Below are 14,965 nucleotides of genomic sequence, written 5' to 3'. Positions count from 1 at the left end.
GTCAAATATGAGTAAACAAATTAAGAATTTTCAAAGCCTTTTACATACTTCAATTTATGGGGATATGTTTAAACAAGGAAAACAAGAATTAAGTAATAAGGACTTGCTATTCCTTATTTTAGGTTTAAGTCTTAGGGAGATTAAACTTTTAGAGGTCTCTGGAAAGCTTGACCTGGTCAGTAACTGAACGTTAGATGATTTGTTTCATAAAAGCTTTCAAGAACTATCTGAGTTAGATTGTTTTAGCCGGGATCAGATAGTTAGGTTAATGTCTTGTTTTGAATTATATCGACGCAAGTTGAGTGAAAAGCAGACTATTGGTAAAAATATTATCAGTAGTCATTGTGTCTATGAGTTTATGATAGATAAGCTAAGAGATATTGATCACGAGCAATTTTGGGTATTGTTACTGGATAATGCCAATGTTGTAAAAAGGGAAGTTTTTTTAAGTAAAGGTACCATAACTGCTACATTAGTGGATTTACGCTTGCTTTTTAAACAGGCCTTACTTCATGGTGGTATAGGGTTAATTTTAATACATAATCATCCCTCAGGGAAGTTACAACCAAGTCGTGCAGATATTTCTTTAACAAAGAAAATTAGTGAAGCCGCTGCAATATTAGATTTGAAAGTTTTAGATCATTTAATTATTAGTAATTGTGGGTATTACAGTTTCGCTGATGAAGGTTTGATAGTGTAAAGTAAATATTGGAAATTCGAATATTAAATAAGATGAGTAAAACAGGATTTGTTGATAAAACAGATATTTTTTTTGACCTAGACCATACCCTTTGGGATTTTGAGAAAAACTCTGCATTGGCCTTTGACAAGGTGCTTAAAGAGTACCACATGCCTTTTGAGATAGAAGATTTTTTAAATTTCTATGTAGATATTAATGCTACATATTGGGATAAATATAGTCTTAATTTGATCTCTCGTGAGGAGTTGCGAATTGGTAGAATTTCTGATACTTTAAAGTGTTTGTCACATAATGTCTCGAATAAAGAAATCTTAGAGATAGCAGATAAGTACTTAGATTATTTGCCACAAAATAATTATTTGTTAGATGGGGCAATCGACCTTTTGCAATACTTAGAAACAAAAGGTTACAATATGCACATTATTACTAATGGTTTTAATAAGGTTCAGCATGAAAAGCTGCGTAATTCTAACATAGTTGATTTTTTCCAAACCATTACAGACTCTGAAATTGCGGGAGTAAAAAAGCCAGATGTAGAGATTTTTAATTTTGCTTTAACTAGTGCTAAAACCCTTGCTAAAAATAGTATTATGATTGGAGATAATCTTTTAGCAGATGTTCAAGGGGCTCAAAAAGCAGGAATAGATGCAATCTTTTATAACGAGTTAAATAAACAAACCTCTTTAGAAATTCTACAAGTAAATAGATTAATAGATATAAAAAAATATCTTTAAAAAATAGTAAATAATTTCAAATTTAACATAAGTTAGGTTTTCTAAATAAATAATAAAAGGTGAAGTTATAGAAACTTTGCCTTTTATTTTTTTGCCTTTTGCCCTCATGTGTGTTTGAACAATATATTTCTTTCAACTTGTAAGAGTTAGTAATAAGTAGTGTTTTCATTACTTATTTTCCACCTTGGAAAGCTATGTTTATTCCCGAAAATAGTACGGATTTGTACTTAGTGATTTATGGATGACTGACCTTGATACAATTAGCACAAGAAAGTTTTTATTGGCTAGAGTGTAAGGTTAGAAGAAGTGAATTGTTTAAGTTGGAATTACAAAATTTTGGTTTTTCTTTAATAATTGTACTTTGTTGACCATCTATTTAACAGGAACTCTCGTGTTGAATTCTCTCTAGTATTGTTTCCTGGCTGGTAAAAGATAGTGCCAGTAAGTTGCTCGGGCAGAAATTCTTGAAAAGCAAAGTTGTTTGGGTAATCATGTGAATACATATACTCTTGACCATAACCTAATTCTTTCATTAACTTAGTAGGAGCATTTCTTAGGTGTAAGGGAATTGAAAGATCTCCTGTTTGCTTAACTGTTTGTTGCGCTTTGCCTATGGCCAAATAAGTTGAATTGCTTTTAGGTGATGTTGCCAGGTATATCGCACATTGGCTTAATAAAATTCTACTCTCTGGGTACCCAATAACTGAAACGGCTTGAAATGTACTGTTGGCCATTATCAGTGCAGTGGGATTTGCATTACCTATATCTTCGGATGCTGCGATGATTAATCGCCTAGCTATAAACTTTAGATCTTCCCCAGCTTCAATCATTCGTGCTAACCAGTATACCGTGGCATTGGGATCGCTTCCTCTGATAGATTTTATAAAAGCTGATATTATATCATAATGCTGCTCTCCTGTTTTGTCGTACAGAACTGTGTTTTTTTGAACAATTTGGGTAACTAACTCGTTGGTGAGTATAATTTTATTTTCAGTAGATGAATTTACAATTAATTCAAAGGTGTTAAGTAGCTTACGACCGTCACCTCCCGATAATCTAAATAAAGCTTCTGTTTGCTCCAAGATAATTTCTTTATCTTTTAGTAATAGGTCTTGTTCAATAGCTCGAAGTAATAAATCGTTTAAGTCTTGTTTTGTAAATGGATTCAAAACATAAACTTGACATCGAGAAAGTAAGGCGGGAATTACTTCAAAACTTGGATTTTCAGTAGTTGCACCTATCAATGTAATCCAACCTTTTTCTACGGCTCCCAATAGAGAGTCTTGTTGAGATTTACTAAAGCGATGAATTTCATCTATAAATAATATAGGGTTTTTAGCTGTAAATAAGCCAGTGTTTTTTTTGGCTTTCTCAATGACATCACGGATGTCTTTTACCCCGGAGTTAATAGCACTTAGGGCATAAAATGGACGCTCACTTTGTTGAGCAATTATCTCTGCCAAGGTTGTCTTACCCGTTCCTGGGGGACCCCAAAAAATCATTGAGGGTATAAAGCCTATTTTTAATTGATTAGTTAGAATTCCCTTTTCACCTACAAGGTGGGATTGACTAACATACTGATCTAGTGTTTTTGGTCTTACTCGCTCGGCTAAAGGTGCATCCATAATTTGTATGATTTAATAGTTCAAAAATACAATGCTTTTTTTAACTTACATAGATGATTTAAAGTTCTTCAGAAATTTATCGGCTAGTACTGGATTGGGTTCAGATAATATTATTTAAATCATTAGGCGGTTATGATTATAGACTGCTTTTATAATTGCGTATTACAAACTGTAAAACGGTATCTAAAATCTCTCCCATGGAGGTGCAGTTTTTAAATTTGATATCTTTGGTGATTTTAAATAGGCTCATTTTTAACTCTAAAACTCTATCTGAAGTAGAGATGGTATCTGTTTTCATAACTGTTAAAAGATCATTAGCTCTTTTTTTATTACTCATAAGCCTTCTAACTAAAACAGATCTTATTTCTTTTCGATATTGCCCAATAGAGTTTGATTTTAATCTTCTTAAAACCATATCAACCATTGCGAAGTTTTCCTTATAAAATTGAGGAAGATAAAATTTGTAGTTTCCTTCGTAGGCCTCTTGATCAAAATCAATTGCTCTAATTTTATAGTTCACCTGATCAAAATCATGAGTTGGAATTACCACATAATTATAAGAACGCATATCTCCTAGTAGACCAATAAAGCATTTGTCATTGAATTTTACAAATTCTTTTGCTATTTGGGACTTTTCTAAATCTGTGCAATGCTCTAAATGTTCTTTAATAAATACATCACCTGGTATACCTAAGATATGTTCTTCTATTAAGGTGTTATTATGTACCAAATAGTTCATTGTATACGGGGACAGCATCTCCTCTATTTCTAAACCATATATTCTAGAAGCATCGGCTTTTTTTATATAAAGATTAGTGAAATTATCATTTAATATGTTTCTAACTTTTATACGAAAAGGTTTGGAATTGCCAAAAGAGCAGTAATCTATACTATCAATTGTTAGAAAAGGGAGGGAGTCTTCATCTCCATCAGAATGTAAATAAGTGTATATTCTTGTAAGAGCGGATTCTATTTCTTTATATTCGAACTCAGGATAATACACTCTTAACCATAAAGTGTCATTGCCATTTTTGTCTTCCAGATTTATATATCCAGAAAACCTCATTAAATCATCATAAGAGACGCTAGTGGTTGTAATGCGCTCGTACTTTTCCAAATAGGCCCTAAGGTTAGGGCTTATTTGGAAGTTTGGCTTTTTCTTTAAGGCTTTTATATCTTTCAAAATTTATCTTCTTTGACGAATTGCTTCATATAGAAAAGCACCGCAAGCTACTGAGACATTCAAAGAGTCAATAACGCTAAACATTGGCAGCTTTGCCTGTTGGTCTATTATCTTCAGGACAGATGGGTTAATTCCTCTATCTTCGCTTCCCATAATTATGGCAAGGGGTTGATTTAAATCGACATCGTAAATTAATTGCTCTGCTTTCTCAGTAGCGCCTAAGGTAATTACACCAGAGCCTTGCAAGTAAAAAACAGCATCTTTTATGTGATCAACTTTGCAGATTGGTATATTAAATACTGCACCTGCAGATGTTTTAACTGTATCACCGTTTACTGGAGCAGCACCATTTTTTGAAATAATAATTCCATCGGCACCACAACATACGGCAGTTCTAATTATTGCGCCAAAATTTCTTGCATCCGATAACTGATCTAAAACTAGAAATAGCGGTTTATCTTTTTTTTCTAGTACTTGTTCCACTAAAGTTTCTATAGATACAAATCCTATTGGTGATATACTGGCTATTGCGCCTTGGTGATTTTTACTAGTAAGTCGATTTAATTTCTCAATTGGTACATACGAGAAGTTGATATTGTTTTTTTTCAGGGTCTTTAATAATGATGACATTAATTCCCCGCTAGCATCTTTTTGGATGAATACCTTATCAATATCTTTTCCTGCTTCAATGGCTTCGAGAATAGCGCGAATACCAAATATTTGATTGTCTTGTTCCATAATGCAAAGGTAAATATATTTTATTATAATAATCTGTAGAATTACATATGCAGGGGTAAATATAATTGAATCCTCTTCGATGGGATTTACAAGATATAGCTCCGGTAAAAGTGTAATTTATAAATCTGTTGATTTTAATTGCATTTTTATTTGAATATTATTAATATCAAATAAGTTGCATCTACTCATATGTATTAGGTTTATATTTTTTATTGTTAGCCTAGAAATAAGTAAAGATTCAATGATTTACCAAATAATCCTGTTTGTGTAATAAAGTTATCGAATTTTAAATATTTAAATTGTTGTTTGCCATAAAAAAATAGCAAAGTAAAAAATTGAATAATAAAAGACTCTAGTATTCAGATGTTTTAGTTTTTGTTGTTAACAAAATCCTTATTACTTAAACCTGAGATAGTGTTGATGAAAAAAAAATGATAATATCGTTGAAAATTAGTGATTTGCCTTTTGAAAAATAAAATAAAGTTTATACATTTGCAACCCCGTATATAGTGCGGGATAATATATTGTAGAAATTATTAATAAACATTATGCCAACAATTCAACAATTAGTAAGAACAGGGAGAACCCAATTGACTAAGAAGAGTAAATCGGTTGCTTTGGATTCTTGTCCTCAAAGAAGAGGTGTTTGTACACGTGTTTATACTACTACGCCAAAAAAACCTAACTCTGCAATGCGTAAAGTTGCAAGGGTACGTTTGACAAATGGTAATGAAGTAAACGCTTACATCCCAGGAGAAGGACACAATTTACAAGAGCACTCGATAGTATTAGTTAGAGGAGGAAGGGTGAAAGATTTGCCAGGTGTTAGATACCACATTGTACGTGGAGCTTTGGATACTGCTGGAGTAAACGGTAGAACTCAAAGAAGATCTAAATACGGTGCAAAACGCCCTAAAGACAAAAAATAATCGTATAAACGTTTAAGAACAAGACATGAGAAAAAGACAGGCTAAGAAGAGACCTCTTTTACCGGATCCAAAGTTTAATGATCAGTTAGTAACACGTTTCGTTAATAACTTAATGTGGGATGGAAAAAAGTCTACAGCGTTTAAAGTATTCTACGATGCGTTAGATATTGTAGAAGAGAAAAAACAAGATGAAGAAAAAACTTCATTAGAGATGTGGAAAGATGCATTAACTAATGTTATGCCACACGTAGAGGTTCGTTCTCGTCGTGTAGGTGGTGCAACATTCCAAATTCCAATGCAAATTCGTCCAGATAGAAAAATCTCTATGGCAATGAAATGGATGATTTTGTATGCAAGAAGAAGAAATGAGAAATCTATGGCTGCTAAATTGGCATCTGAAATTTTAGCTGCTGCTAAAGAAGAAGGAGCTGCAGTTAAGAAAAGAATGGATACGCATAAAATGGCTGAGGCTAATAAAGCGTTCTCTCACTTTAGATTTTAATCCATACAGAAACTATATACAATGGCAAGAGATTTAAAATATACTAGAAACATTGGTATCGCTGCTCACATCGATGCTGGTAAAACTACTACTACAGAGCGTATTTTGTTCTATACAGGTAAAAACCATAAGATGGGAGAAACTCACGAGGGTTCTTCTACAATGGACTGGATGGAGCAAGAGGCAGAAAGAGGTATTACAATTACTTCAGCCGCTACGACTTGTACGTGGAATTTCCCAACAAAGCAGGGAGAGAAGATTGCAGAGTCAATGGAATACCATTTCAATATTATTGATACTCCGGGACACGTTGACTTTACAGTAGAGGTTAACCGATCTTTACGTATATTAGATGGATTAGTTTTCTTATTTAGTGCAGTTGATGGTGTAGAGCCTCAGTCTGAAACTAACTGGAGATTAGCTGATAATTACAAGGTTCCACGTATGGGATTTGTGAACAAAATGGACCGTCAAGGTGCAAACTTCTTAGGAGTTGTTCAACAAGTTAAAGATATGTTGAAGTCAAACGCAGTGCCAATTGTTTTACCAATTGGAGATGAGGCTGATTTCAAAGGAATCGTAGATTTAGTAAAAAACCGTGCGATTGTTTGGCATGATGAAAATCATGGAAGTACTTTTGATATTGTTGATATCCCAGCTGATATGGTTGATGATGTTAAGAAATTCAGAGGTCAATTAATCGAAGAGGTTGCTGCATACGATGAGAATCTTTTAGAAAAATATATGATGGATGAATCTTCAATTTCAGAAGAGGAAATCCATACAGCATTAAGAGCTGCTACTTTAGACATGAGTATCATTCCTATGACTTGTGGTTCTTCATTTAAGAACAAAGGAGTTCAGTTCATGTTAGATGCTGTTTGTCGTTACTTACCTTCTCCATTGGATAAGGAAGCTATCGAAGGTACAGATCCTGATACAGAAGAGCCTATTTTACGTAAGCCATCTGTTAGTGAGCCTTTTGCTGCTTTAGCATTTAAGATTGCTACAGACCCATTTGTGGGACGTTTAGCTTTCTTTAGAACTTATTCAGGGCATTTAGATGCAGGTTCTTATGTGTTAAACACTCGTTCAGGAAATAAAGAGCGTATTTCTCGTATATACCAAATGCATGCTAATAAGCAAAATGCAGTAGAGTATATTGAGGCAGGAGATATTGGAGCTGCAGTTGGTTTTAAAGATATTAAAACCGGAGATACTCTTTGTGATGAAAAAGCACCAATTGTTTTAGAAAGTATGATTTTCCCAGACCCAGTAATCGGGGTAGCTATTGAGCCTAAAACTAAGGCAGATATGGATAAGATGGGTAATGCATTAGCAAAACTTGCTGAGGAAGATCCAACATTTACTGTAAAAACAGATAAAGCTTCAGGACAAACTGTAATTTCAGGAATGGGAGAGTTGCACTTAGACGTGTTAATCGACCGTATGAAACGTGAGTTCAAAGTGGAAGTTAATCAAGGTGAACCACAAGTTGAGTATAAAGAGGCTTTAACTCGTGGAGCACAACACAGAGAGGTTTACAAGAAGCAATCTGGAGGTCGTGGTAAATTCGCTGATATCGTGTTTACAATTGGACCAGCTGAGGATGTAGATGGTAAGCCGTTTGTAGGATTACAGTTCGTAAATGAAGTAAAAGGAGGTAACGTTCCTAAAGAATATATTCCTTCAGTAGAGAAAGGATTTAGAGAAGCGATGAAACAAGGACCTTTGGCTGGATTCGAAATGGATTCAATGAAAGTGACTTTAAGCGATGGATCTTTCCACGCGGTTGACTCGGATGCTTTATCTTTCGAATTAGCTGCGAAAATGGGATACAGAGACTCAGCAAAAGCTGCAGGAGCTGTTATCTTAGAACCAATCATGAAATTAGAAGTGTTAACTCCAGAGGAGAACATGGGAGATATCGTGGGTGACTTAAACCGTCGTCGTGGTCAGATCAACAGCATGGATGATAGAAATGGAGCTAAAGTTGTTAAGGCTTCTGTGCCATTATCAGAAATGTTTGGATATGTTACTACATTAAGAACATTGTCATCAGGTAGAGCAACATCTGTAATGGAGTTCTCTCATTATGCTGAAACGCCTTCTAATATTGCAGAAGCTGTAATTGAAAAAGCTAAAGGAAACGCTTAATCTTAGAGAAAAATGAGTCAAAAAATCAGAATAAAATTAAAATCTTACGATCACATGTTGGTTGATAAATCAGCGGAGAAAATCGTAAAAACTGTAAAAAGTACAGGTGCAGTAGTAACAGGACCAATTCCGTTACCAACACACAAAAAAATATTCACTGTTCTTCGTTCTCCACACGTTAACAAGAAGGCTAGAGAGCAGTTTGAAGTAAGTTCTTACAAAAGATTGTTAGATATCTATTCATCTTCTTCTAAAACTATCGATGCTTTAATGAAATTAGAGTTACCTAGTGGAGTAGAGGTAGAAATTAAAGTGTGATAATTTACTGCAAAAAGATATTGAATTCAGGTGTAAAAGGTTTACTTTTGCACCTGGATTTAAAAAAATAAAATAAATTTCATAATTAAATAAATATTTATGTCTGGGTTAATTGGTAAAAAAATCGGCATGACTAGTATTTTCGATGAAAATGGAAAAAATATTCCATGTACAGTAATCGAATGTGGTCCAAATGTCGTTACCCAAGTCAGAACCATAGAGGTTGACGGGTATGAAGCGTTACAACTTGGTTTCGATGACAAGACAGATAAGCACGCTACTAAAGCTGAGTTAGGTCACTTTAAAAAAGCTGGTACATCTGCTAAAAGAAAAGTCGTTGAAATTAAAGAGTTCGAAGGAGAATATAAATTAGGTGATGTTATCACTGCTGATTTATTCGAAGAAGGAGAGTACGTAGATGTACAAGGTGTATCTAAAGGTAAAGGTTTCCAAGGGGTTGTTAAACGTCACGGTTTTGGTGGGGTTGGACAAGTTACTCACGGACAAAAGAACCGTTTAAGAGCACCAGGATCTATCGGAGCATCTTCTTACCCTTCAAGAGTATTTAAAGGAATGCGAATGGCAGGAAGAACTGGAGGAGTAAATGTAACAGTACAAAACCTTAGAGTTTTAAAAGTAGTAGCTGAAAAGAACCTACTTGTGGTTAAAGGAGCAGTTCCTGGACACAAAAACTCTTATGTAATCGTTCAGAAGTAATGGAAGTAAAAGTTTTAGATATCACAGGAAAAGATACTGGTAGAAAAGTTGAACTTTTAGATTCAGTATTCGGTATAGAACCAAATAATCACGCAGTATACCTTGATGTTAAGCAATACTTAGCAAATCAAAGACAAGGAACTAGCAAGGCGAAAGAAAGAGCTGAAATTGCTGGAAGTACTCGTAAGATTAAAAAGCAAAAAGGAACAGGAACGGCTAGAGCTGGAAGTATTAAAAATCCATTGTTTAGAGGTGGAGGAAGAGTTTTCGGGCCAAGACCAAGATCTTATTCTTTAAAATTAAACAAAAGTTTAAAACGTTTAGCGAGAAAATCTGCTTTCTCTATCATGATGAAAGAATCAAATTTAATCGTTGTTGAAAACTTTAATTTCGAAACTCCAAGTACTAAGAATTTTATTAACTTAGTGAATGCTTTAGGGTTGGAAAATAAAAAATCTCTATTTGTGTTGGGTGAATCAAATAAAAATGTATATTTGTCATCACGCAATTTAGAGAAGGCTGCTGTTGTAACTAACTCAGAATTAAGCACTTACGCAATTTTAAATGCTGGTAGCTTAGTGTTAACTGAAGGTTCTGTAGCAGGAATTGTTGAAAATTTAAGTAAATAATAGTAGCATGAGTGTTTTAATTAAGCCTATAATTACAGAAAAAATAACTAAAGACGGTGAGATTTTTGGCCGCTTTGGTTTTGTAGTTGATAGAAAAGCTAACAAAATCGAAATCAAAAAAGCTGTTGAAGCAGCTTACGGAGTTACTGTTGTTGGTGTAAATACTATGAACTATGCTGCGAAGCGTTCTGTTAAATACACTAAAAGTGGTATGATCAACGCTAAGACTAATGCATATAAAAAAGCAGTAGTTGAATTGAAAGAAGGAGAGAGTATAGACTTTTATTCAAATATCTAATAAATAATGTCAGTTAGAAAATTAAAACCTATTACCCCAGGTCAGCGTTTTAGAGTTGTGAATAGTTTTGACGCTATTACAACTGATAAGCCGGAGCGTAGTTTACTAGCACCGCAAAAAAAATCTGGAGGTAGAAATAGTCAAGGAAAAATGACCATGCGCAACATGGGTGGTGGTCATAAACAAAGATACCGTGTTATTGATTTTAAAAGAACAAAGGTTGGTGTTCCAGCTACTGTTAAATCAATAGAGTATGATCCAAACCGTTCAGCATTTATTTCATTAATTGCCTATGCGGATGGAGCAAAAGCTTATGTTATTGCACAAAGCGGTATGAAAGTAGGTCAAACTGTAGTTTCTGGACCTGATGCATCGCCAGAAGTTGGTAATGCAATGCCTTTAAGAAATATTCCTCTAGGAACTGTTATTTCTTGTATCGAATTACGTCCTGGACAAGGTGCGTTAATCGCGCGTTCAGCAGGTACTTTCGCTCAGTTAGTTGCAAGAGATGGTAAATACGCTACTATAAAAATGCCTTCTGGAGAAATCCGTTTAATTTTATTAGAGTGTATGGCTACAATTGGAGCTGTATCTAATCACGATCACCAATTAATCGTTTCTGGTAAAGCTGGTAGATCTAGATGGTTAGGTAGAAGACCAAGAACAAGAGCTGTAGCAATGAACCCAGTAGATCACCCAATGGGAGGTGGAGAAGGTCGTTCGTCAGGAGGACACCCACGTTCAAGAAAAGGTTTACCTGCTAAGGGTTACAGAACTCGTTCTAAAGTTAAGTCGAGTAATAAGTATATCGTTGAACGTAGAAAGAAATAAAAGATTAAGACATGGCACGTTCGTTAAAAAAAGGACCTTATGTTCACTATAAATTAGAGAAAAAAGTTCAAGTTAATGCTGAGGGTGGTAATAAAGCTGTGATCAAAACTTGGTCAAGAGCTTCAATGATTACTCCAGATTTTGTTGGACAAACTATTGCAGTACATAATGGTCGTCAATTTGTTCCTGTATATGTAACAGAGAACATGGTAGGACATAAGTTAGGAGAATTTTCACCAACAAGATCGTTTAGAGGTCACGCTGGTGCAAAGAATAAAGGTAAAAAATAATAAGAAGCTATGGGAGTTCGTAAAAGAGAAAGAGCTGAGCAAATTAAAGAAGCAAACAAGCAAGTTGCTTTTGCTAAGCTAAACAATTGCCCTACTTCTCCAAGAAAGATGCGCTTAGTAGCGGATTTAGTAAGAGGACAGAAAGTAGAAAAAGCTCTAAATATATTAAGATTCAGTTCAAAGGAAGCTTCTCGTAAACTAGAGAAATTACTTTTATCTGCAATCGCTAACTGGCAAGCAAAGAACAGTGAAGCTAATATTGAAGAAGCTGGTCTTATTGTACAGGAAGTTCGAGTTGATGGTGGTATGATGTTAAAAAGATTACGTCCTGCACCTCAAGGGAGAGCACACAGAATAAGAAAACGTTCTAATCACGTTACAATCGTATTAGGATCTAATAATAACACACAAAGCAATTAATAAGCAGTATGGGACAAAAGACTAATCCAATCGGGAATCGCCTTGGTATTATTAGAGGATGGGACTCAAACTGGTATGGTGGAAATGACTACGGTGATAAAATCGCTGAGGACTATAAAATCAGAAAGTATATCCATGCTCGTTTATCAAAAGCTAGTGTTTCAAAAGTAATCATTGAAAGAACTTTAAAACTTGTAACCGTTACTATCACTACTGCTAGACCTGGTATCATTATCGGAAAAGGTGGACAAGAGGTAGACAAGTTAAAAGAGGAATTAAAAAAGATTACTGATAAGGAAGTTCAAATCAATATCTTTGAGATCAAACGTCCAGAATTAGACGCGTTACTTGTGGCTGCAAGTATTGCTCGTCAAATTGAGAACAGAATCTCTTACCGTAGAGCAATTCGTATGGCTATCGCAGCAGCGATGAGAATGAATGCAGAAGGTATCAAAATTCAAATCTCAGGTCGTTTAAACGGTGCTGAAATGGCACGTTCAGAAAGTTTCAAAGAAGGACGTATTCCTTTATCAACTTTCAGAGCTGACATCGATTACGCACTTGCTGAGGCTCACACTACTTATGGTAGAATGGGTATTAAAGTGTGGATCATGAAAGGTGAAGTTTACGGTAAAAGAGATCTTTCTCCGTTAGCTGGAATGGATAAAAAACAATCTAAACCTGCAGGATCTAAAGGTAAACCAAACCAACGCAAAAGAAAGTAATTTTTAAACTGAAGAAAAATGTTACAGCCTAAAAGAACAAAATACCGTAAGGTACAGAAAGGTAAGATGAAGGGGATTGCTCAAAGAGGGCATGAGCTTTCAAGTGGAATGTTTGGAATCAAATCATTAGATTCATCATTTATTACTTCTCGTCAAATTGAGGCAGCTCGTATCGCAGCTACTCGTTACATGAAACGTGAAGGACAATTATGGATTAATATTTTCCCAGACAAACCAATCACTAAAAAGCCTCTTGAAGTACGTATGGGTAAAGGAAAAGGTGCAGTAGAATATTGGGTTGCTGTGGTAAAACCGGGAAGAGTTATGTTTGAGGTTGGTGGTGTGCCAATCGCAGTAGCAAAAGAAGCTTTACGCTTAGCTGCACAAAAACTTCCAGTAAGAACTAAATTTGTAATTGCTAGAGATTTCGAAGCATAATTTTATTTTATCATGAAACAATCAGAAATAGTAAATCTATCTGTAGCTGAATTACAAGATCAACTAGCAACGTTGACTACTACATACAATAACTTGACGTCAACTCACGCAGTTTCTCCGATTGAGAATCCTCTTCAAATCAGAAATGTAAGAAGAAGTATTGCAAGAGTTAAGACTGAATTAAGCAAAAGAGAGTTACAATAATTGTATTCTGCTGAAAGATGGAAAATAGAAAATTAAGAAAAGAGAGAATAGGTGTTGTTACTAGTAACAAAATGGATAAGTCTATTGTAGTTGCGGAAGTAAGTAAAGTAAAACACCCATTATATGGAAAGTTCGTGATGAAAACGAAGAAATACGTTGCACACGACGAAACAAATGACTGCAACATTGGAGATACAGTTAAGATTATGGAGACTCGTCCATTATCTAAATCTAAATGTTGGAGATTAGTTGAAATCATTGAAAGAGCGAAATAATTATGGTACAACAAGAATCTAGACTTAAAGTAGCAGATAACACGGGAGCAAAAGAAGTTTTGACTATTCGTGTTTTAGGAGGAACGAAACGTCGTTATGCCTCTGTAGGTGATAAAATTGTAGTTACTATTAAAGATGCTACTCCAAACGGAAGCGTTAAAAAAGGAGCTGTATCAACTGCAGTTGTTGTACGTACCAAAAAAGAAGTGAGAAGAGCCGATGGATCTTACATCAGATTTGATGACAACGCATGTGTGTTATTAAATGCTGCAGGTGAGATGAGAGGTACTCGTGTTTTTGGTCCAGTAGCGAGAGAACTTCGTGAAAAACAATTCATGAAAATTGTATCATTAGCACCAGAGGTGTTATAATTCTTTCAAAAAGATGATTAAGCTAAAAGTAAAAACAGGAGATACAGTACGCGTTATAGCTGGAGATCACAAAGGATCGGAAGGAAAAATCGTACGAGTATTACGTGAAAAAAACAAAGCTATTGTTGAAGGGGTTAACATCATTTCTAAGCATGTTAAGCCTAGTGCTACTAACCCTCAAGGTGGAATTGTTAAAAAAGAAGCTCCAATTCATATTTCTAATTTAGTGGTTTTAGATGCAAACAATGTTGCAACTAAAGTAGCTATCAAAGAAGTAGATGGAAAAAATGTAAGAGTTTCTAAAAAATCAAATCAAGTATTATAGTTATGGCTTATATACCAAGACTTAAAGAGGAATATAAAAGCAGAATAATTTCTGCTCTTACTGAGGAATTTGGTTACAAAAACGTTATGCAAGTTCCTAAACTTGAAAAAATCGTTGTTAGCCGTGGTGTAGGTGCAGCTGTATCTGATAAAAAATTAGTTGACTACGCAGTAGAAGAGTTAACAAAGATTACAGGTCAGAAAGCAGTAGCTACAATTTCTAAAAAGGACGTTGCTTCTTTTAAATTAAGAAAAGGAATGCCTATTGGGGCTAAAGTAACTTTACGTGGTGAAAAAATGTATGAATTTTTAGACCGTTTAGTAACTTCAGCATTACCACGAGTTAGAGATTTTTCAGGTATTAAATCTGACGGATTTGATGGAAGAGGAAATTATAACTTAGGTGTAACTGAGCAAATAATTTTCCCAGAAATCAATATTGATAAAGTAAACAAAATCGCTGGTTTTGATATCACTTTTGTAACATCTGCACAAACAGATAAAGAAGCGAAATCTTTACTTGCTAATTTAGGATTACCTTTTAAAAAGAATTAAGT

23 protein-coding genes are annotated in these 14,965 nt (G+C 34.7%); 20 read left to right on the top strand and 3 right to left on the bottom strand.

Going from position 1 to position 14,965, the window contains the following annotated elements; genetic code table 11:
- Window positions 1-7 precede the first annotated feature (7 nt).
- The 3 genes from ACYSNV_RS11775 to ACYSNV_RS11765 all read left to right on the top strand — a co-directional run bounded on the left by ACYSNV_RS11775 (window position 8) and on the right by ACYSNV_RS11765 (window position 1,434).
- Window positions 8-187: a hypothetical protein gene (locus tag ACYSNV_RS11775; protein WP_461762742.1), complete on the top strand. Its 180-nt coding sequence runs from the start codon at window positions 8-10 to the stop codon at window positions 185-187.
- Between the two features lie 81 nt (window positions 188-268).
- Window positions 269-700 (top strand): JAB domain-containing protein, encoded by a 432-nt coding sequence (locus tag ACYSNV_RS11770; RefSeq protein ID WP_461762741.1) that lies wholly within the window; start codon window positions 269-271, stop codon window positions 698-700.
- Between the two features lie 32 nt (window positions 701-732).
- Complete coding sequence (locus ACYSNV_RS11765) at window positions 733-1,434, top strand: YjjG family noncanonical pyrimidine nucleotidase (RefSeq protein ID WP_461762740.1); 702 nt, start codon at window positions 733-735, stop codon at window positions 1,432-1,434.
- A gap of 347 nt (window positions 1,435-1,781) precedes the next feature.
- Here the strand turns inward: ACYSNV_RS11765 and ACYSNV_RS11760 are convergent, their stop codons facing one another.
- From ACYSNV_RS11760 to rlmB, 3 genes are all read right to left on the bottom strand, one after another.
- Window positions 1,782-3,059, bottom strand: coding sequence for a replication-associated recombination protein A (locus ACYSNV_RS11760; RefSeq protein ID WP_461762739.1), 1,278 nt, complete (start codon window positions 3,057-3,059; stop codon window positions 1,782-1,784).
- Between the two features lie 136 nt (window positions 3,060-3,195).
- A complete protein-coding gene (locus ACYSNV_RS11755; RefSeq protein WP_461762738.1) occupies window positions 3,196-4,242 on the bottom strand; it encodes a hypothetical protein in 1,047 nt (348 codons plus the stop codon).
- A gap of 3 nt (window positions 4,243-4,245) precedes the next feature.
- Window positions 4,246-4,980 carry a 23S rRNA (guanosine(2251)-2'-O)-methyltransferase RlmB gene (gene rlmB / locus ACYSNV_RS11750; protein WP_461762737.1) on the bottom strand — a complete coding sequence of 245 codons (735 nt, stop codon included), beginning with the start codon at window positions 4,978-4,980 and terminating at the stop codon, window positions 4,246-4,248.
- A gap of 548 nt (window positions 4,981-5,528) precedes the next feature.
- On the opposite strand from rlmB, the gene rpsL reads away from it, so the two are divergent.
- From rpsL to rplE, 17 genes are all read left to right on the top strand, one after another.
- Complete coding sequence (gene rpsL, locus ACYSNV_RS11745) at window positions 5,529-5,909, top strand: 30S ribosomal protein S12 (protein ID WP_002987523.1); 381 nt, start codon at window positions 5,529-5,531, stop codon at window positions 5,907-5,909.
- Between the two features lie 25 nt (window positions 5,910-5,934).
- Window positions 5,935-6,411, top strand: a complete 477-nt coding sequence (gene rpsG, locus ACYSNV_RS11740) for a 30S ribosomal protein S7 (RefSeq protein ID WP_461762736.1) — start codon at window positions 5,935-5,937, stop codon at window positions 6,409-6,411.
- A gap of 21 nt (window positions 6,412-6,432) precedes the next feature.
- Entirely contained in the window at window positions 6,433-8,568 is a 2,136-nt protein-coding gene (gene fusA / locus ACYSNV_RS11735; RefSeq protein ID WP_461762735.1) for an elongation factor G, read from the top strand.
- A gap of 12 nt (window positions 8,569-8,580) precedes the next feature.
- A complete protein-coding gene (rpsJ, locus tag ACYSNV_RS11730; RefSeq protein ID WP_026710316.1) occupies window positions 8,581-8,886 on the top strand; it encodes a 30S ribosomal protein S10 in 306 nt (101 codons plus the stop codon).
- A 99-nt stretch (window positions 8,887-8,985) separates the two neighbouring features.
- Window positions 8,986-9,603, top strand: coding sequence for a 50S ribosomal protein L3 (rplC, locus tag ACYSNV_RS11725; protein ID WP_461762734.1), 618 nt, complete (start codon window positions 8,986-8,988; stop codon window positions 9,601-9,603).
- Entirely contained in the window at window positions 9,603-10,232 is a 630-nt protein-coding gene (gene rplD / locus ACYSNV_RS11720) for a 50S ribosomal protein L4 (RefSeq protein WP_461762733.1), read from the top strand. The genes rplC and rplD overlap by 1 nt, the downstream gene beginning before the upstream one ends.
- Window positions 10,233-10,239: 7 nt before the next feature.
- The gene (rplW, locus tag ACYSNV_RS11715) at window positions 10,240-10,530 is read left to right on the top strand and encodes a 50S ribosomal protein L23 (RefSeq protein ID WP_461762732.1); all 291 of its coding nucleotides are present in this window, start codon (window positions 10,240-10,242) and stop codon (window positions 10,528-10,530) included.
- A 6-nt stretch (window positions 10,531-10,536) separates the two neighbouring features.
- The gene (gene rplB / locus ACYSNV_RS11710) at window positions 10,537-11,361 is read left to right on the top strand and encodes a 50S ribosomal protein L2 (RefSeq protein WP_461762731.1); all 825 of its coding nucleotides are present in this window, start codon (window positions 10,537-10,539) and stop codon (window positions 11,359-11,361) included.
- A gap of 11 nt (window positions 11,362-11,372) precedes the next feature.
- Complete coding sequence (gene rpsS / locus ACYSNV_RS11705) at window positions 11,373-11,651, top strand: 30S ribosomal protein S19 (RefSeq protein WP_461762730.1); 279 nt, start codon at window positions 11,373-11,375, stop codon at window positions 11,649-11,651.
- 9 nt (window positions 11,652-11,660) lie between these two features.
- Window positions 11,661-12,071 carry a 50S ribosomal protein L22 gene (gene rplV, locus ACYSNV_RS11700; protein WP_461754276.1) on the top strand — a complete coding sequence of 137 codons (411 nt, stop codon included), beginning with the start codon at window positions 11,661-11,663 and terminating at the stop codon, window positions 12,069-12,071.
- Between the two features lie 8 nt (window positions 12,072-12,079).
- Complete coding sequence (gene rpsC / locus ACYSNV_RS11695; RefSeq protein WP_461762729.1) at window positions 12,080-12,796, top strand: 30S ribosomal protein S3; 717 nt, start codon at window positions 12,080-12,082, stop codon at window positions 12,794-12,796.
- An 18-nt stretch (window positions 12,797-12,814) separates the two neighbouring features.
- Window positions 12,815-13,234 (top strand): 50S ribosomal protein L16, encoded by a 420-nt coding sequence (gene rplP / locus ACYSNV_RS11690; RefSeq protein ID WP_461762728.1) that lies wholly within the window; start codon window positions 12,815-12,817, stop codon window positions 13,232-13,234.
- 12 nt (window positions 13,235-13,246) lie between these two features.
- Window positions 13,247-13,438 carry a 50S ribosomal protein L29 gene (gene rpmC / locus ACYSNV_RS11685; protein WP_461762727.1) on the top strand — a complete coding sequence of 64 codons (192 nt, stop codon included), beginning with the start codon at window positions 13,247-13,249 and terminating at the stop codon, window positions 13,436-13,438.
- A 17-nt stretch (window positions 13,439-13,455) separates the two neighbouring features.
- Window positions 13,456-13,713: a 30S ribosomal protein S17 gene (gene rpsQ, locus ACYSNV_RS11680; RefSeq protein WP_461762726.1), complete on the top strand. Its 258-nt coding sequence runs from the start codon at window positions 13,456-13,458 to the stop codon at window positions 13,711-13,713.
- Window positions 13,714-13,715: 2 nt separating this feature from the next.
- Window positions 13,716-14,084 (top strand): 50S ribosomal protein L14, encoded by a 369-nt coding sequence (rplN, locus tag ACYSNV_RS11675; RefSeq protein ID WP_461754271.1) that lies wholly within the window; start codon window positions 13,716-13,718, stop codon window positions 14,082-14,084.
- Window positions 14,085-14,097: 13 nt separating this feature from the next.
- Window positions 14,098-14,409, top strand: a complete 312-nt coding sequence (gene rplX, locus ACYSNV_RS11670; RefSeq protein WP_461762725.1) for a 50S ribosomal protein L24 — start codon at window positions 14,098-14,100, stop codon at window positions 14,407-14,409.
- A 2-nt stretch (window positions 14,410-14,411) separates the two neighbouring features.
- Window positions 14,412-14,963 carry a 50S ribosomal protein L5 gene (rplE, locus tag ACYSNV_RS11665; RefSeq protein WP_461762724.1) on the top strand — a complete coding sequence of 184 codons (552 nt, stop codon included), beginning with the start codon at window positions 14,412-14,414 and terminating at the stop codon, window positions 14,961-14,963.
- Window positions 14,964-14,965: the final 2 nt, after the last annotated feature.

It is taken from the genome of Myroides sp. LJL119 (assembly GCF_054871605.1).
Note: the sequence above shows the minus strand (reverse complement) of the source record. Positions and strands in the feature narration are given on the sequence as shown.

What these genes read in the sequence shown, in the direction of transcription:
- ACYSNV_RS11775 (WP_461762742.1), top strand. Translation starts at nt 8, where the DNA reads ATGAGTAAACAAATTAAGAATTTTCAAAGCCTTTTACATACTTCAATT.
- ACYSNV_RS11770 (WP_461762741.1), top strand. Translation starts at nt 269, where the DNA reads ATGTCTTGTTTTGAATTATATCGACGCAAGTTGAGTGAAAAGCAGACT.
- ACYSNV_RS11765 (WP_461762740.1), top strand. Translation starts at nt 733, where the DNA reads ATGAGTAAAACAGGATTTGTTGATAAAACAGATATTTTTTTTGACCTA.
- ACYSNV_RS11760 (WP_461762739.1), bottom strand. Translation starts at nt 3,059, where the DNA reads ATGGATGCACCTTTAGCCGAGCGAGTAAGACCAAAAACACTAGATCAG.
- rlmB (WP_461762737.1), bottom strand. Translation starts at nt 4,980, where the DNA reads ATGGAACAAGACAATCAAATATTTGGTATTCGCGCTATTCTCGAAGCC.
- rpsL (WP_002987523.1), top strand. Translation starts at nt 5,529, where the DNA reads ATGCCAACAATTCAACAATTAGTAAGAACAGGGAGAACCCAATTGACT.
- rpsG (WP_461762736.1), top strand. Translation starts at nt 5,935, where the DNA reads ATGAGAAAAAGACAGGCTAAGAAGAGACCTCTTTTACCGGATCCAAAG.
- fusA (WP_461762735.1), top strand. Translation starts at nt 6,433, where the DNA reads ATGGCAAGAGATTTAAAATATACTAGAAACATTGGTATCGCTGCTCAC.
- rpsJ (WP_026710316.1), top strand. Translation starts at nt 8,581, where the DNA reads ATGAGTCAAAAAATCAGAATAAAATTAAAATCTTACGATCACATGTTG.
- rplC (WP_461762734.1), top strand. Translation starts at nt 8,986, where the DNA reads ATGTCTGGGTTAATTGGTAAAAAAATCGGCATGACTAGTATTTTCGAT.
- rplD (WP_461762733.1), top strand. Translation starts at nt 9,603, where the DNA reads ATGGAAGTAAAAGTTTTAGATATCACAGGAAAAGATACTGGTAGAAAA.
- rplW (WP_461762732.1), top strand. Translation starts at nt 10,240, where the DNA reads ATGAGTGTTTTAATTAAGCCTATAATTACAGAAAAAATAACTAAAGAC.
- rplB (WP_461762731.1), top strand. Translation starts at nt 10,537, where the DNA reads ATGTCAGTTAGAAAATTAAAACCTATTACCCCAGGTCAGCGTTTTAGA.
- rpsS (WP_461762730.1), top strand. Translation starts at nt 11,373, where the DNA reads ATGGCACGTTCGTTAAAAAAAGGACCTTATGTTCACTATAAATTAGAG.
- rplV (WP_461754276.1), top strand. Translation starts at nt 11,661, where the DNA reads ATGGGAGTTCGTAAAAGAGAAAGAGCTGAGCAAATTAAAGAAGCAAAC.
- rpsC (WP_461762729.1), top strand. Translation starts at nt 12,080, where the DNA reads ATGGGACAAAAGACTAATCCAATCGGGAATCGCCTTGGTATTATTAGA.
- rplP (WP_461762728.1), top strand. Translation starts at nt 12,815, where the DNA reads ATGTTACAGCCTAAAAGAACAAAATACCGTAAGGTACAGAAAGGTAAG.
- rpmC (WP_461762727.1), top strand. Translation starts at nt 13,247, where the DNA reads ATGAAACAATCAGAAATAGTAAATCTATCTGTAGCTGAATTACAAGAT.
- rpsQ (WP_461762726.1), top strand. Translation starts at nt 13,456, where the DNA reads ATGGAAAATAGAAAATTAAGAAAAGAGAGAATAGGTGTTGTTACTAGT.
- rplN (WP_461754271.1), top strand. Translation starts at nt 13,716, where the DNA reads ATGGTACAACAAGAATCTAGACTTAAAGTAGCAGATAACACGGGAGCA.
- rplX (WP_461762725.1), top strand. Translation starts at nt 14,098, where the DNA reads ATGATTAAGCTAAAAGTAAAAACAGGAGATACAGTACGCGTTATAGCT.
- rplE (WP_461762724.1), top strand. Translation starts at nt 14,412, where the DNA reads ATGGCTTATATACCAAGACTTAAAGAGGAATATAAAAGCAGAATAATT.